The 14,143-nt window shown below is 41.3% G+C and carries 15 protein-coding genes, 1 tRNA gene and 2 pseudogenes; 3 read left to right on the forward strand and 15 right to left on the reverse strand.

Going from position 1 to position 14,143, the window contains the following annotated elements; all coding sequences use genetic code 11:
- Positions 1-104: 104 nt before the first annotated feature.
- Both OKX00_RS12145 and dat read right to left on the reverse strand, forming a co-directional pair.
- Entirely contained in the window at positions 105-677 is a 573-nt protein-coding gene (locus tag OKX00_RS12145) for a DUF502 domain-containing protein (protein ID WP_265407546.1), read from the reverse strand.
- 12 nt (positions 678-689) lie between these two features.
- The gene (dat, locus tag OKX00_RS12150) at positions 690-1,547 is read right to left on the reverse strand and encodes a D-amino-acid transaminase (RefSeq protein ID WP_265407547.1); all 858 of its coding nucleotides are present in this window, start codon (positions 1,545-1,547) and stop codon (positions 690-692) included.
- Between the two features lie 98 nt (positions 1,548-1,645).
- Between dat and OKX00_RS12155 the strand changes: the two are divergent.
- Positions 1,646-1,792: pseudogene (locus OKX00_RS12155) on the forward strand (Lrp/AsnC family transcriptional regulator); the annotation flags it as partial.
- 36 nt (positions 1,793-1,828) lie between these two features.
- Here OKX00_RS12155 and OKX00_RS12160 read toward each other — a convergent pair.
- The 12 genes from OKX00_RS12160 to OKX00_RS12215 form a co-directional block, all read right to left on the reverse strand.
- Positions 1,829-3,085 carry an MFS transporter gene (locus OKX00_RS12160; RefSeq protein WP_265407548.1) on the reverse strand — a complete coding sequence of 419 codons (1,257 nt, stop codon included), beginning with the start codon at positions 3,083-3,085 and terminating at the stop codon, positions 1,829-1,831.
- A 178-nt stretch (positions 3,086-3,263) separates the two neighbouring features.
- A complete protein-coding gene (locus OKX00_RS12165; protein ID WP_053354312.1) occupies positions 3,264-3,518 on the reverse strand; it encodes a hypothetical protein in 255 nt (84 codons plus the stop codon).
- A gap of 95 nt (positions 3,519-3,613) precedes the next feature.
- The gene (gene nadE / locus OKX00_RS12170; protein ID WP_265410531.1) at positions 3,614-4,441 is read right to left on the reverse strand and encodes an NAD(+) synthase; all 828 of its coding nucleotides are present in this window, start codon (positions 4,439-4,441) and stop codon (positions 3,614-3,616) included.
- 121 nt (positions 4,442-4,562) lie between these two features.
- Positions 4,563-4,943 carry a kinase-associated lipoprotein KapB gene (gene kapB / locus OKX00_RS12175; protein ID WP_062232096.1) on the reverse strand — a complete coding sequence of 127 codons (381 nt, stop codon included), beginning with the start codon at positions 4,941-4,943 and terminating at the stop codon, positions 4,563-4,565.
- Positions 4,930-5,241: a hypothetical protein gene (locus tag OKX00_RS12180; protein WP_053354315.1), complete on the reverse strand. Its 312-nt coding sequence runs from the start codon at positions 5,239-5,241 to the stop codon at positions 4,930-4,932. Before OKX00_RS12180 ends, kapB begins: the two co-directional genes overlap by 14 nt.
- Positions 5,242-5,337: 96 nt before the next feature.
- Positions 5,338-7,218 (reverse strand): PTS fructose transporter subunit IIABC, encoded by a 1,881-nt coding sequence (locus tag OKX00_RS12185; RefSeq protein WP_265407549.1) that lies wholly within the window; start codon positions 7,216-7,218, stop codon positions 5,338-5,340.
- Entirely contained in the window at positions 7,169-8,143 is a 975-nt protein-coding gene (gene pfkB / locus OKX00_RS12190) for a 1-phosphofructokinase (RefSeq protein ID WP_265407550.1), read from the reverse strand. The genes OKX00_RS12185 and pfkB overlap by 50 nt, the downstream gene beginning before the upstream one ends.
- Positions 8,140-8,889 (reverse strand): DeoR/GlpR family DNA-binding transcription regulator, encoded by a 750-nt coding sequence (locus OKX00_RS12195; protein ID WP_265407551.1) that lies wholly within the window; start codon positions 8,887-8,889, stop codon positions 8,140-8,142. Before OKX00_RS12195 ends, pfkB begins: the two co-directional genes overlap by 4 nt.
- Positions 8,890-9,071: 182 nt before the next feature.
- Complete coding sequence (locus OKX00_RS12200; RefSeq protein WP_265407552.1) at positions 9,072-10,010, reverse strand: oxygen-dependent tRNA uridine(34) hydroxylase TrhO; 939 nt, start codon at positions 10,008-10,010, stop codon at positions 9,072-9,074.
- 88 nt (positions 10,011-10,098) lie between these two features.
- Positions 10,099-10,173, reverse strand: a tRNA-Arg gene (locus tag OKX00_RS12205).
- Between the two features lie 89 nt (positions 10,174-10,262).
- The gene (locus tag OKX00_RS12210) at positions 10,263-10,646 is read right to left on the reverse strand and encodes a DUF2203 domain-containing protein (RefSeq protein ID WP_248252715.1); all 384 of its coding nucleotides are present in this window, start codon (positions 10,644-10,646) and stop codon (positions 10,263-10,265) included.
- Between the two features lie 111 nt (positions 10,647-10,757).
- On the reverse strand, positions 10,758-10,970 hold the full coding sequence (locus tag OKX00_RS12215; RefSeq protein ID WP_053354320.1) for a hypothetical protein: 213 nt from the start codon (positions 10,968-10,970) through the stop codon (positions 10,758-10,760).
- A 289-nt stretch (positions 10,971-11,259) separates the two neighbouring features.
- Between OKX00_RS12215 and OKX00_RS23365 the strand changes: the two are divergent.
- Both OKX00_RS23365 and OKX00_RS12225 read left to right on the forward strand, forming a co-directional pair.
- Positions 11,260-11,523 (forward strand): annotated as a pseudogene (locus OKX00_RS23365) (DUF6081 family protein).
- Positions 11,524-11,546: 23 nt separating this feature from the next.
- Positions 11,547-13,007 carry an amidase family protein gene (locus tag OKX00_RS12225; protein ID WP_265410533.1) on the forward strand — a complete coding sequence of 487 codons (1,461 nt, stop codon included), beginning with the start codon at positions 11,547-11,549 and terminating at the stop codon, positions 13,005-13,007.
- A gap of 53 nt (positions 13,008-13,060) precedes the next feature.
- Here OKX00_RS12225 and ltaE read toward each other — a convergent pair whose 3' ends face one another.
- Entirely contained in the window at positions 13,061-14,101 is a 1,041-nt protein-coding gene (gene ltaE / locus OKX00_RS12230) for a low-specificity L-threonine aldolase (RefSeq protein ID WP_256226869.1), read from the reverse strand.
- Positions 14,102-14,143 lie beyond the last annotated feature (42 nt).

The following is a 14,143-nucleotide window of genomic DNA, read 5'->3' on the forward strand; positions in this document are numbered from 1 at the left end:
CTTAAGAATTCTCTTCTTAAGAAGGTATGTGGCGGAAATAAAAAATAAACCCTCAAGCGCGGCAGGAAGACCGTTCTTGAAGGTTCAACAAAAGCAAGTTTCTCTTATTTGGACGCTACTCCTCCCGAAAGAATAAATTTCATGGCATCTTCAGGTTTAACGTCCAAAACAGTAATGTTGGCTCTTGGAACCAAAAAGGTAAAACCGGCAATCTGAAACGTTTGCGGAATATAAACCGCCACATGTCCCATAAATGCCTCTGAAAGAACCTCTGGATTGTCAGTCGTAATAAAGCCGATGCTTTTCAAACCATTTTCAGGCATTTCAACCAGTACGACTGTAGAAAACGATCGTTTCTCCCCCAGTAAGGACTGAAAAGTATCTTTAATGACAGAATAGAGAGTTTTGACGAGCGGGATCCTTTCTAAAGCCGAATCCAGTAATGATATGAACCGCCCACTGATATATTGAGACGAGAGCCATCCTAATATGGTTAAAAGAACAATTGTCGCAAGTATGCCGATTCCCGGAATATAATCATTCTTCATATAATTTTTCAAGGTATCGCCAAGGATGCTGTCTAGAAAATCAAATACCTTTACGAGAACATAAAAAACCAAAATAATAGGCAGTGCAGTCAAAATTCCATTGATAAAATATTTCGCAATAGCTTTCAAACAAATACCCCTTTAATTTAGAACAGTCGGCTGGTTTATTTTTTCTTTAAGTTTCTTCTGAAGAAGACGAGTAATCGGACCAATCGGATAGGTCCCTTTTTTGTCTCCCGTCACTGCAATGACAGGGGCAATCTCCATCGTTGTGCTTGAGATGAAAACTTCATCTGCCTCGAGGAGGTCATCCGTAGTAAATGCCTGTTCAGTGACGTCAAAATTCTCTTCGTTTGCAATCGTTAAAATATGCTGGCGAGTAATGCCGTTAAGGATCAGGTTTGTAGCCGGATGCGTATACAATGTTCCGTTTTTCACGATAAACAGGTTAGAAGATGACCCTTCTGTACATGTCCCTTCCCGATGCTGGAGCGCTTCGTGGCATCCATGGTCTGCCGCTTTTCTCTTGGCCATCGTGTTGCCCAGCAAGTTCAAGCTCTTTATGTCACACCTCAGCCAGCGCATATCTTCTGTAAGATAGGTTTTTACCCCATTCTCCTGAGCTTGGACGGGTGGATCCATTTTTCTTGCAAAGCCTGTGATTAGGCAGGCTGAGTCCCGCTCATATAAATGATTCCTTGGAGATGCTCCTCTTGTCATCTGTATGTATACTATTCCATTATGAATCTTGTTGGCTTCAATCAGTTTAACTGTCAGATCTATAATCGTTTCGAGTGTGTAAGGCAGCTTCATTTCAAGCTTGGCTGCACTTTCGGCAAATCGCTTGAAATGCTCTTCCATTGAAAATGGTTTTCCGCCATAAATATAAACCACTTCATAAATTCCATCACCGAAATTATAGCCTCTGTCTTCCATATCAATAGATGCTTGATCTCTCTTAATAATTTGGTCTCCATACAATACATACTGAGTTTCCATTTAGATATCACCTCGTAATCGATTATATGACAGCAGCGGGCTGTTTATCTACCCTAAAGAAACGATTCCTTACCAAGTTTTTGGATGCGCAAAAGGATTTTGTCATGAATAACTTCAAAATAAGCGGAGATGGCTGCTGCCTTTTGGATTGCAGGTTTCCATAAAATGAAATATTCGATCAATTTCTGGTTAAGTTAAACGAACATGTTAATTATAAACTTTCCATTGTTATTAACCGTGCATGAAAAAACCCTCAGCCCTGCAGGCTGAAGGGTTATTGATTAGGCTGTTTGTTTTTGCTTCGTGCGTTTTTCCTCCAGAGAAGGCAGCACTTTAATAAAAATGGCAATTCCTGTACAAGCCATTAACATGAATATAAAGGTCATACCCATTCGAGGGATAAAATGGCCGAGTGTAATGCTGACTGCGGCAATGGTCATTGCTCCCCGGTATACCATTCCGCTCACCGCCATGTAAGAACTGCGGAGATCATCGGGAGGAATGTCGGCAAGATAGGACTGTTCAATTGAAACAAACATCAATTCTCCAACCGTAGCGATGACCATCACTGTAAGCAGAATCAAGCCATGATTGCTGTAGGAAATGGTTAAGTAACCCACAGTATACAAAGCAAGTCCCAGAAAGAAAACACGTTTGTCTTTGAAACGCGAAATGATCTTGCTGACAAGAACAGCAAGAACTACGACAAGCAATGTGTTTTCTGTTCTCAGAATTCCCAGCATGTTGAAGCCATCTACTGAGAAGTTGAAAAATTTCTGAACAGGCATATCTTGGCTTAAGCGGACAGAAACATAGTTTGATAAATGAAATTCAAGAGATAAGACCAATAAATAAGCAACAATAAACAAAATGAAAGTTGTATCTTTAAAAACGATTCTATAGCTGGATAAAATATCAGCCAGTACACTTTTCTTTACTGTCTTCTTCACAGGAACATAGGTTTCCTTGATAAAAAATACGACAAGAATAACGGATACCATGGAAACAATGGTTAGGCCGACAAGCAATTCAAAAAGATAATCTTTAAACAAGTAGCCTCCTGCCAAACCCCCAAGAGCAATTGAAAGATTATTTGTCCAATAGGTAATACCATACATGAATTTTCGGTTCTCTGGAGTGCTCACATCAATCAGCATCGCACTTGCCGCAGGGCCTGCCAGTCCCCAGCAGATGCTGTTAACCATCATCATGGCTATTGTTATGTAAGCAGCGGCCATTTCCGAATGTACCCATGGGCCATTTGCTGCTGCCATAATCAGTACACTAGCAAATCTTAACGTCTCTGCAATGGCCATGATTTTCTTACGGCCAATGGTGTCGGCGTAATAACCGCCGTAAAATCCAACGAGGAATCCAACCGCTATATTGATAATTAACAATATGCCGGTTAGGGATTCACCAACTCTTTCTGCTAAATAAATAGCCATAAAAGGATAGATCATGGCTCCTATGGATCCTGAGAGCAGTGATTCAACAATCCGGATTTTAATATTGGGGTGAAAATCTTTAAAACGCATGTTCACCCTCCTTCTTTTCGACTTTTATGATTAAAGCTTTGGTACATCAGCTTTCTAACTATACGAAAAATACCATATCCTGTCAAATTAGTTGCCGGAAAACTTGAAATGTTTTAAACCTTCTAAATCATTTTTTCCTCAAAAAAAGATTGCCTTTATTTTGGCAATCTTCTTGTGTTTAGGACTCCTTCTTTGCTGAAACCACTTTTTTGTTTTTCAATGTGACGATATAGCGTTCTTTCCCTACTTTAACTTTAAATTTATTATCGTATTGGCTTTTCAGATCTTCATCTAACTCAAACTTTTTGTTGAAATAATCGCCCATTGCTTTTAAGTTCTCTTTTCGGGTATTTTCCCTTTGTATGGAGGAAAATAATACAATAACAAAAACAAGTGTACTGATTACAAATACAATTTTTGCTTTTTTACTCACAGTTTGCTTCCTTTCTCACATCATTCCAAAATAAGTATACATCATCTTTTCCATGAAAAAAAGCAGACATTTGTCTGCTTTTAATGAGTTTCACTTTATTTCCACCAAGTATCATCAGGAGCTGCAGGCAAACGGCGCTTGTGCTCAGTAATCATATACCGGTGTTCAATTTTTTCTTTCGATTCAGGTGATACTTCTTTGCCTTCCAAGTAATCATCCAGTTCTTCATAAGTAATTCCAAGAGCGGTTTCATCCGGTACGAGCGGCTTGTCGTCTTCCAAATCTGCCGTAGGTACTTTCAAATAAAGTTTTTCGTCTGCCCCTAGCTCTTTCAATAAAGCCTTACCTTGCCTTTTGCTAAGGCCTGTGAGCGGAACAAGGTCACAGGCTCCGTCCCCATACTTTGTAAAGAAGCCCGTAATAGCCTCAGCTGCATGGTCGGTTCCTATAACAAGAGATTTATTTGCTGCAGCGATATCATATTGAACCTTCATACGCTCTCTCGCTTTAATGTTGCCTTTTAGGAAATCTGTTATTTTCCCGCCGGTTGCATTATGAAATGCTTGGGCAGAAGCATCGACCGCTCCCTTAATATTGATGGTAAGGGTTTTATCTGGCTGGATAAATTTTAATGCTCGCTGTGCATCTTCTTCATCTTTTTGTACTCCGTACGGCAGCCGTACTGCAATGAACTGATAGTTTTGATCGTTGGTTTCTTCTTTTAATTCGTTGATTGCCAGCTGTGCAAGTTTCCCGGCGAGCGATGAATCCTGGCCTCCGCTGATGCCTAGAACAAAGCCGTGCAGACCGTTCTTTTTTAAATACTCTTTCATGAATCCTACACGGTCCTGAATTTCTTCCCGCGGATTAATTTCAGGTTTTACTCCGAGGTCCTGAATAATTTTTTGCTGTGTCTCATTCATCATGCCATCCACCTTTATCGTAGCGTTAAATTTATATTACCCTGTAACCTGTCATCAAAAACCATGTCAGGTTTTATCACATCATATTATAACACTTGCGATTTTTTCATCATAGTTTTATCTATAGCTTGTATTCTTTTTTTAGCTTCTTTAATTCTTCTAAAGATTTTTGAGCCCACTGATTGTCTGTTTCCACTACTTCAAGAAGATGTTCCTCAAATGCAGCTTTTAGGGAGGAGGAATAATCGGGAATCTCTCCATCAAATGGTTTTACAGTATGGATGGGAGCCCAAGTCTTTTCGTGCAGGGCCAGTGCTTTTCTTTGATGAAAAAACGGAACATCCGATTGGTTCGGATTATGCAGATCTCCTTGTCTAGGGTGTTTCAATACAGAGAGAACACTGACAAGCACCTTTCCATTTTTTATTTGTTCTGCTTCTCCTATGTATTTCCCCGTTTTATAAAGCGCCGTCACTTTCATGCCTGGTTCAATCTGCTCCATGTTTTGCTCTCCTTTCGATTTCGTTTGATACTTCAAATGCCAAATCTTCGTTTCCGAACAAAGATAATACACCAAGGACGGTTGCATCCGGGATTTCTTCCGCTTCCTCTTTAGGGACGGTTTGTTCAAGCATATGGTTTAATAATTCATTCTCAGTCTGGCCCGGATATGCCCGAAAATAGAGCTGTTTTGGATCAATTCCTTGATTGATGCACCATTGAGCAAATACAAGAATCATCATGCCTTCATCTTGTTTAAAATTTTGAATAATTTTGTTTTCAATTTCATTGGGATCCATCTTTTACACTCCTTCTTAGACCTCTCTTTTCTATCATAGCATCACTTCCGGGAAAAGAAAAAGCCATCCATTTGGCGTTGGATGGCTTACCTGGTTTTATTGCTGAACAGGTTTTTTCCAGAACCCGACAAGGACCGCTGTCACGATGGCTCCAATTAAGATTGCGAGGCCATATAGAAGAGGATTGCCTTCGACAAACGGGATAACAAATACTCCTCCATGAGGTGCCCGCAGACCGATACCAAACAGCATAGTCAACGCTCCAGCTGTTGCAGAACCTGCCACAATGGAAGGAATGACTCGTCCAGGATCAGCAGCAGCAAATGGAATGGCTCCCTCGGTAATGAAGGAAAGTCCCATAACATAGCATGTTTTTCCGGCCTCACGTTCTTGCTTTGTAAACTTGTTTTTAAAAATAGTGGTCGCAATGGCTAATCCGAGTGGCGGAACCATACCGCCTGCCATAATGGCAGCATGGGGAGCAAAGTTACCTGCATCAATCATAGCAATACCAAATGTAAAGGCTGCTTTGTTAATTGGTCCTCCCATATCAATCGCCATCATTCCTCCGAGCAGCAAGCCCACCAGGATGGCATTCCCTTTTCCTAATCCTTGCAGCCAGTCAGATAGCGCTACATTCAATGCGTGTACAGGTCCGTTTATGACGAAGATCATAATCAATCCGGTAAGTAGAATACCAAAAACAGGATAGAGAAGGACAGGCTTAATTCCTTCAAGAGAAGTTGGCAGCCATGCCAGCAGTCTTTTCAGCCCAAGGACGATGTACCCTGCAAGAAATCCTGCGATTAGTCCACCTAAAAATCCGCTTTGGCCCGTTGATGCCAAGAATCCTCCGACCATTCCCGGTGCGAATCCAGGACTGTCAGCAATGCTTCGTGCAATGAAACCGGCAAGTACGGCTACCATCAATGCAAAGGCTGTTTTTCCTCCGATCGTATCGAGTGCAGCTGCAAACTGGCTGTAAGAAGGATCTTTGGGATCGGCAGAATGGATACCAAACATAAAGGAGATGGCAATCAGGATACCTCCTCCGACTACAAACGGAAGCATGTTGGACACACCATTCATAAGATGGCGGTAAAAGGCCGACTTTTGTTTCGTTTTCCCTTCGTTTTCTGAGCCCGATGGCCTGTTTCCTGGATTGTAAACGGTTCCCTTTTTAGCCGCTGCATCTTTCAGCAGGCTTTCTGGATTTCTGATTGCCTGTGCTACAGGTACTTGTATCAGTGTTTTTCCGCTGAAACGTTCCATTTCCACTTGTTTATCAGCAGCAACAATAATGGCAGTGGCCTTTTCAATTTCTGTGGAGGTTAATTTGTTCTTTACACCGCTTGAGCCATTTGTTTCTACTTTTAACAGCATACCTAATTCTGCTGCCTTTGCTTTCAGAGAATCTGCAGCCATATAGGTATGGGCAATTCCTGTAGGGCAGGCAGTAACGGCAAGAAGCAATGGCTGATCTTTTTCTGTTTCAAGAGGTACTTCCTTTCCTGCTTCCTCAGCCTCTTCTTTTTCGTTGATCATCGCTATGATTTCATCTTCATCCTTGGCATGAAGAAGCCCTTCACGAAAATTCATATCCATCAAAAATGCAGAGAGCCTGGATAACGTTTCAAGATGCTCATTGTTGGCTCCTTCACTGGCGGCAATCATAAAAAACAGCTTGGAAGACTGGCCGTCCAGGGAATCATAATCAAGCCCATCCACACTTCTTCCGAAGGCGATGGCAGGAAATTGGACTGCAGCAGTTTTGGCATGCGGAATGGCAATGCCTTCTCCAATCCCTGTCGTGCTTTGTGATTCTCTCGCCATTATAGCCTCTTTAAAAGCTTTCCTATTATTCAGTTTTCCTGCTTCATCCAATTTCTGAACCAGTTCATCTATCACATCTGCTTTTTCCTTCGATTCAAGATGAAGTTTTATCGTCTCTTTCGTGATTAATTCTGTAATTTTCATTCTTATCCCCCTCTATAACTTCTACCTTAACTTCAGGCAGATATCTCTCGATTTCAGCTGCTGTGCAGAATCCGGCTGAAAAGGCGGAAGCACTGCCGGCAGTGACACCATACTTAAAGGCCTCCAAAAGATTTTGATGCTGTGTGTAATGTGCTAAAAAACCTGCTACTACGGAATCGCCTGCACCGACTGAGTTTTTTACGATTCCAGTTGGGACATTGGCATACGCAGAAATTGTTTTTGATACAAAAACAGCACCTTGCCCCGCCATGGAAACTAAGACATTTTCCGCACCTTCATGAATCAGCTGCTTGCCATAAAATACAGCATCAGATGGATTTTCAATGGCTGCTCCAACTAGATCTCCAAGTTCATGATGGTTTGGCTTAATTAAAAATGGATGATGCCTTAATGCTTCCTGCAATGGATTTCCCTTGGTATCCAATAGGACTTGAGATCCTTTCGATCGGATGCCTGCTATTAGTTGACCATAAAATTTGACAGGTAAACTAGAAGGAAGACTGCCTGCTAGTACAACAAAGTCATCTTCCTTTAATTTGGAAAATAAATTCTTCTCCAGCAAAGAAAGATCAACTGAGCTTATCTCTGGGGAGATCCCGTTAATCTCTGTTTCTTTCCCTGTGTTTAGTTTAATGTTGATTCTTGACTGTTCATGAACTCTGACAAACTGTGTGCCTATGTTATCTTTCTGAAGAGACTGTTCAATATAATCCCCTGTAAAACCGCCTATAAAGCCTGTGGCAATACTTTCGATTCCAAGGTTTTTTAAAACTTTTGAAACGTTTATTCCTTTACCGCCAGCCACGATGTTTTGCTCGTCAGCAAGGTTGATCGATCCTTCATTCAACTCATTGACTTTAACAAAATAATCAATGGAAGGATTTAAGGTAACTGTATAGATCAAAATTCCACCGCCTTTACAATCGTCTTCTTTTCATAAGATGTCAGTTGAATGTTGCTTTTCACTGTGATGATGGACGCTTCTTGCAGTGAAGCTACTTTTGAAAACGTGCTTTTTCCGAATTTCGAGGGGTCTGCTAAAACAAAACTTTCTTGTGAGAGTTCCAGCACCTTCTGTTTTAAAATGGACTCTTCAGGGTCTGGCGTCGTGTAACCCCATTCTTCGTGAATCCCATTAATACCGATAAAGCATTTGTCAAACCGATAATTCTCAAGACTTTTTATGGCACCGCTGCCGATCATGGCTCCGGTTTTAGATTTAATCATCCCACCGACCAGATAAGTAGATATTCCTTTTTCTACTAGTGGCCCAACATGCTGAATGCCGTTTGTCACCACAATGAGATTTGAGGGATTTAAGTAAGGTATCATTTGGAGCGTTGTCGTGCCGGCATCAAGATAAACACATTCATGTTCTTCAATAATAGAAGCGGCATATTGAACGATCGCCCGTTTTTCTTTCATGTTTCTAAGATTTTTTTCTTCTACGGACGGCTCTTCCGATTTATCTTCTATCCTGGATGCTCCCCCATGAATGCGTTTTAGTTTTTTTGCTTTTTCAAGTCTGTCCAAATCTCTGCGGATCGTTGACTCTGAAGAACCGGTTTCCTGAACAAGCTCTTCAAGTGTAACCACTTTTTGTTTTTCCATAAGTGAAAGAATAATTTCTTGCCGCAATGTAAATAACATACCAGCCCTCCCTCTTAATAACCCATTATAAAGTAAGCCCTTTCAAAAAACAATCAAAAACTATCATAAACAATCAATATCATTCAAATAGTTTAATTTTCTGTCAAAATCATTCAAAGTGAAGGTGAAAGATTTTGAAAGAAAAAAGCAGCCAGCGTAAGCTGACTGCTTGAGTGATTTAATTATTGTGCTTTTGTTTCTATAACTTCGTTTTCAATCTCATAACGGTTTTTCGGATGCTCACGGCATTCATCGGAACAAGATCGTTTATATTTCGTTTCACATTCTTCACAGCAAACATGTTGTCGATTGCAATCCGGATTTGCACAGTTAACATAACGATCTTCTGATTTACCGCAATAGTAGCATTTCGCGACTACCACATCTTCTTCTGTTCGGTTGACCGGTACTGAAATCCGCTCATCAAAGACGTACATTTTACCGTCCCAATAACGGCCTTTCGTTTCCTCGTCTTTTCCGTATGTGACAATACCGCCGTGAAGCTGGTAAACATCTTCAAAACCTTCCTGTAGGAGGAAGCCGGAGAATTTCTCACAGCGAATTCCTCCAGTACAGTACGTGAGGACTTTTTTATCTTTAAATTGGTGAAGGTTTTCTCTCACCCATTTTGGAAAATCACGGGATGCCTTAACATCTGGCCGGATGGCATTTCGGAAATGGCCGATCTCATATTCGTAGTCGTTTCTTCCATCTACGATCACGACATCATCTCTCTGAATCATTTCCATCCATTCTTTTGGGCTTAACCGTTTCCCTGTTAATTCATTAGGGTCGACATCTTCATCGAGGCGCCAGGTTACAAGCTCTTTTTTAGGACGCACGAAAATTTTTTTGAACGCATGTTCGTCACTCTCGTCAATCTTAAATACCATGTCAGCAAAACGGGGATCGCTTTTCATATCCCTCATATATTGCTCTGTCTGCTCCACTGTTCCTGAGATCGTTCCATTAATCCCTTCAGGAGCAACAATAATTCTGCCTAGAACGCCTAATTCTTTACAATACTTTAAGTGTTTTCGGGCATAATATTCATGTTCTTCAATTGGAACATATTTATAATAAAGTAAAATCCGATATGGCTTTTGCATTTCGTTTGACATTATGATCACCAACCTGCAACGTTGAATTTTTTTTGAAATGCATATAAAAAACCACCGGTATGACCCCGTGGTATTTATAACTTTTAAATGGCGCGCCCACCAGGATTCGAACCCAGAATACGAGAGCCGAAATCTCGTGTGATATCCATTTCACTATAGGCGCTTGGTTACCGTCACGAGATATATCATAAACAATTTCCGAGAATAAAACAAGCGTTTTTCAGAAAATAAATTTTAAAATATTTTCCGGACTTAATTCTCCAAAGATTTCCGGTTGATATAACCGTCTTCTTTTCCATGATAATACGTGATCGCGGGTTCTCCCTGCTTCCAGCAAAGCAGCACTTCTTTATCCCCTATAATAGCTGGAAAATCAACAAGGCCTGAATGGATATCTTTTAGTTCAGCACCGAAAGAATGAATGTTATGGATGTAGCTTTGAGCTTCAATCTCCATAAAATCCAGTTTGCTTTCGATGGTAAAAAAATCATCATTCGGGGGATTTTCAGATAAACGCAATCGTTCTAATTCATCATAAAATTGTACAAACGAATGCTGAAGCTGCTGAAGGGATTCTAACTCACGTGAAATGACTGGCAGAAGCTGATTCGCTTCTTCAACAGTAAAATATTTCATGCTTAAAAACTCCTCTAGTGTAAAAGTACTCTTCTATTATAGCAACACTTTGGAGAATTGGCATCAATTATGTTCTTCAACAGGGAAATGGCCGGGCTCCTCCCGGCATATTTATGCCCGTATCGCTTGCTTTCGAGGCTGTTTTAAGTCCAGATAAAAATCTCTTACGGTTTCATCCTCAAGGAGTTCCGAAAAATCCCTTCTATATTCTGAACTGATCAATATATGTGCAACCAGCGGATTTGCCTTCTTTTTAAGCAGCCGTCTGAGTGTCATCCACTTTTCACTTTTGGTTTTCAAATGAAATTTTGTAATAAACAGCATAATTCTATCATCCGTGCTGAAGTCCTTCCCATTACAACTGTATAATGTAAGACTAGTAAACCCTTTCATAATACGCTCACCTTCCCCTTCACGTTCTTTTTACCATTATTATTCAATATTTTCAGAAATATACTTGTCCTGAAAAATAAAACTAGTTTATCTACCAATCTCAATTACTAGACTTCGGTTTGCTAACCGGCTCCTTTTTTGCTTTAATTGAATTATCAAAAAATGGGAGTTGCGATGATGGACAAATCAAATCAATGGCTCTATCTCTTTTGAAATTTCCATCCGTGCGAGGACAGAAAATACGGTTCCTGATGATCTATACGATGGCTTTGTTTCCTTGAATCTTTTGGATTTCAGTACAAGTGCAGCACTTGATTTTTTCGCAGGAAATTAGAAATATGCCAGTGTCTATGGTATATTGCCCTTCCCTGGAGTCGAGGTTCCAGATTCAGGACAAACGAAATATTTTCGCATTTTTAAAGAAGAAATCGACTTTAAGAAACGGGAATTTAACACGTATAAGAGGATCACAATTAACGAATAAGAAAGAAGGGTTTCCTGATGACCATGGTCAATCATTCAACATTTGTTCTTGAAGAAACAACGATTGCTGACATTCAGAATGCTATTGATCGCCAAGAACTAACATCTGTGCAGCTTGTATGTCTTTACCTTAAACAAATATCCCTTCACAATCACCGAGGATCTAATATTAATGCCGTGATCGAGATCAATCCCGATGCTCTTCATATCGCAGAAGCGCTGGATGCCGAAAGACTGCAAAAAGGAAAACGCGGTCCTCTCCATGGTATACCTGTTCTGTTAAAGGACAATATCAACACAGGTGATGCGATGCATACCAGTGCCGGTTCACTAGCCCTTGCTGATTCCTATGCTGACGAGGATGCTTTCATAGCAGTTAAGCTTAGGGAGGCTGGTGCAATCATACTTGGAAAAACGAACATGACCGAGTGGGCCAACTTCATGACAGAAAACATGCCAAACGGCTTCAGTTCCCGTGGTGGACAGGTTCTAAATCCATATGGCCCAGAATCGTTTGATGTCAGTGGTTCAAGCTCAGGCTCTGGAGCTGCTGTGGCTGCCAATTTTGCAGCAGCTGCGATCGGAACAGAAACTTCCGGATCTATTCTTTGCCCCGCTTCGGCAAATAGCATCGTTGGCATTAAACCTACTACAGGATTACTCTCGCGTTTCGGCATTATTCCCATCTCGTCTAGCCAGGATACGGCCGGTCCGATGGCCAGAACGGTTACCGATGCGGCAATACTGCTCGGTGGCATGACGGGAGTGGATAACAGGGATCCAGCAACACACAAATCTATTCACGCATTTGAAACGGATTATACTAAACATTTAAAGGAAACAGCACTTAATGGTGCAAGGATCGGTGTTTCTTACCATTTTTGCACAAAAGAACTCTCTTCTTCTGAAAAGGAGCGTTTCGATGATTCAATCGAGGTCATCAAACAGCAAGGGTGCGAAATCGTAATCATCGACTCTGCCACCCCTTTAGAGCATGTGGAATGGGACTATAATGTACTTCTGTATGAGTTTAAATCAGGAATCAACCATTATTTACAGCAGCACACGCGGCTTGATTCCATCACTTCTTTAAAAGATATCATTGCCTTTAATAACGCTAATGCAGCAAAATGTTTGCGCCATGGACAAGTTCTTTTGGAGGAAAGTGAAAAAACATCGGGTACACTCACTGAATTTGAATATTTGGAAAACCGGATGAATGATCTTCGAAAATCCAGAGAGCTGGGGATTGATAAAGTGATAAAGGAATACCAGCTGGATGCCCTGCTTTACCCTGGAGATACAGGATACGGTTTTTCGGCTAAAGCAGGATACCCATCGATCAGTGTGCCTGCAGGCTATGATGAAAACGGCAGGCCGATCGGTATTGTCTTTACCTCTTCAGCCTTTAAAGAACCAGAGTTAATCGGGTTTGCCTACTCTTTTGAACAAGCAACAAAGCACAGAGCCACCCCAAAACTCTAATCAAAAAAACCAATCCCTTTGTTAAATCGGGATTGGTTTTTTTGTTTTGACCGTTAGTGAAGGATAACTTTTGCTGATACGATTTTTGAGATCTTTTCAACAGCCTGTTCGATATCTTTGATGGATATTTCATAATGTGTTGTAAAACGTATGGTTTGTGGTCCAAAAGCCACAGCCAGGACTCCTTCTTCTTTCAATAACTGTAAAAAATGGCTGGTAGAAAACCCAGTTTGTCCAATATTAACGAGCACTATGTTCGTATCGACCCTGTTCTCCACAAAAAGTGCTGGCTGTTCCGCCAGGCTTTGCGCCAGCTTTGTCGCCTTTACGTGATCATCATGAAGACGGTGAGTCATCTTCTTTAGAGCGATCATTCCTGGAGCCGCAAGGACTCCCCCTTGCCTCAGTCCGCCTCCAAGCCGTTTTCTCCATTTTCTTGCTTTATGAATAAATGAAGCAGAGCCAGCCAGGATAGAACCTGCCGGAGCACCCAGTCCCTTCGATAAACAGATTTGTACAGTATCACAATGTGATGAAAGTTTCTTTACGGATAAATTGCATGCGGCAGCTGCATTAAAAAGCCTGGCCCCATCAAGATGTACAGGAATCTTATTGGTCCTGCATATTTTATAGATTGCTGCCATGTCTTCTGCTGAAATAACTGCCCCTCCAGCTCGATTGTGTGTATTCTCCAGACAAACAAGGCTAGTCTCAGGATGATGAATATCTTCGCTTCTGATCGCCTGTAATAAGTCCTCAGGCTGTATCGATCCCCTTATCCCCATTAGCGGACGTGGCTGAATCCCCGCAAAGGCGGAAGCAGCCGCCGCTTCATACATAAAAATGTGAGAATCTGCTTCCATGATAACCTCACTGCCTGAAACAGAATGGGTCAGAATTGCTACTTGATTCCCCTGGGTCCCGCTCGTAACAAAGAGCGCATTTTCTTTTCCAAGGATTTCTGCAGCTGCTTCTTCTAACGCATTAATGGAAGGGTCTTCACTGTATACATCATCCCCTACTTCTGCTTCATACATGGCCCTGCGCATTTCTTCGGTGGGTTTCGTTACCGTATCGCTTCTTAAATCAATCATGGCCAGCCTTCACCTCCAAATTTTCTTTTTATCTATAGTAAC

It is taken from the genome of Fictibacillus sp. KU28468 (assembly GCF_026153615.1).
Taxonomy (GTDB): Bacteria; Bacillota; Bacilli; order Bacillales; family Fictibacillaceae; genus Fictibacillus_C; species Fictibacillus_C marinisediminis.

Excerpts from the sequence above, each read along its gene's own strand:
- dat (WP_265407547.1), bottom strand. The coding sequence starts at position 1,547 with ATGGAAACTCAGTATGTATTGTATGGAGACCAAATTATTAAGAGAGAT.
- OKX00_RS12160 (WP_265407548.1), bottom strand. The coding sequence starts at position 3,085 with ATGCGTTTTAAAGATTTTCACCCCAATATTAAAATCCGGATTGTTGAA.
- nadE (WP_265410531.1), bottom strand. The coding sequence starts at position 4,441 with ATGAATGAGACACAGCAAAAAATTATTCAGGACCTCGGAGTAAAACCT.
- kapB (WP_062232096.1), bottom strand. The coding sequence starts at position 4,943 with ATGGAGCAGATTGAACCAGGCATGAAAGTGACGGCGCTTTATAAAACG.
- OKX00_RS12180 (WP_053354315.1), bottom strand. The coding sequence starts at position 5,241 with ATGGATCCCAATGAAATTGAAAACAAAATTATTCAAAATTTTAAACAA.
- OKX00_RS12185 (WP_265407549.1), bottom strand. The coding sequence starts at position 7,218 with ATGAAAATTACAGAATTAATCACGAAAGAGACGATAAAACTTCATCTT.
- OKX00_RS12195 (WP_265407551.1), bottom strand. The coding sequence starts at position 8,889 with ATGTTATTTACATTGCGGCAAGAAATTATTCTTTCACTTATGGAAAAA.
- OKX00_RS12200 (WP_265407552.1), bottom strand. The coding sequence starts at position 10,010 with ATGTCAAACGAAATGCAAAAGCCATATCGGATTTTACTTTATTATAAA.
- OKX00_RS12210 (WP_248252715.1), bottom strand. The coding sequence starts at position 10,646 with ATGAAATATTTTACTGTTGAAGAAGCGAATCAGCTTCTGCCAGTCATT.
- OKX00_RS12215 (WP_053354320.1), bottom strand. The coding sequence starts at position 10,970 with ATGCTGTTTATTACAAAATTTCATTTGAAAACCAAAAGTGAAAAGTGG.
- OKX00_RS12225 (WP_265410533.1), top strand. The coding sequence starts at position 11,547 with ATGGTCAATCATTCAACATTTGTTCTTGAAGAAACAACGATTGCTGAC.
- ltaE (WP_256226869.1), bottom strand. The coding sequence starts at position 14,101 with ATGATTGATTTAAGAAGCGATACGGTAACGAAACCCACCGAAGAAATG.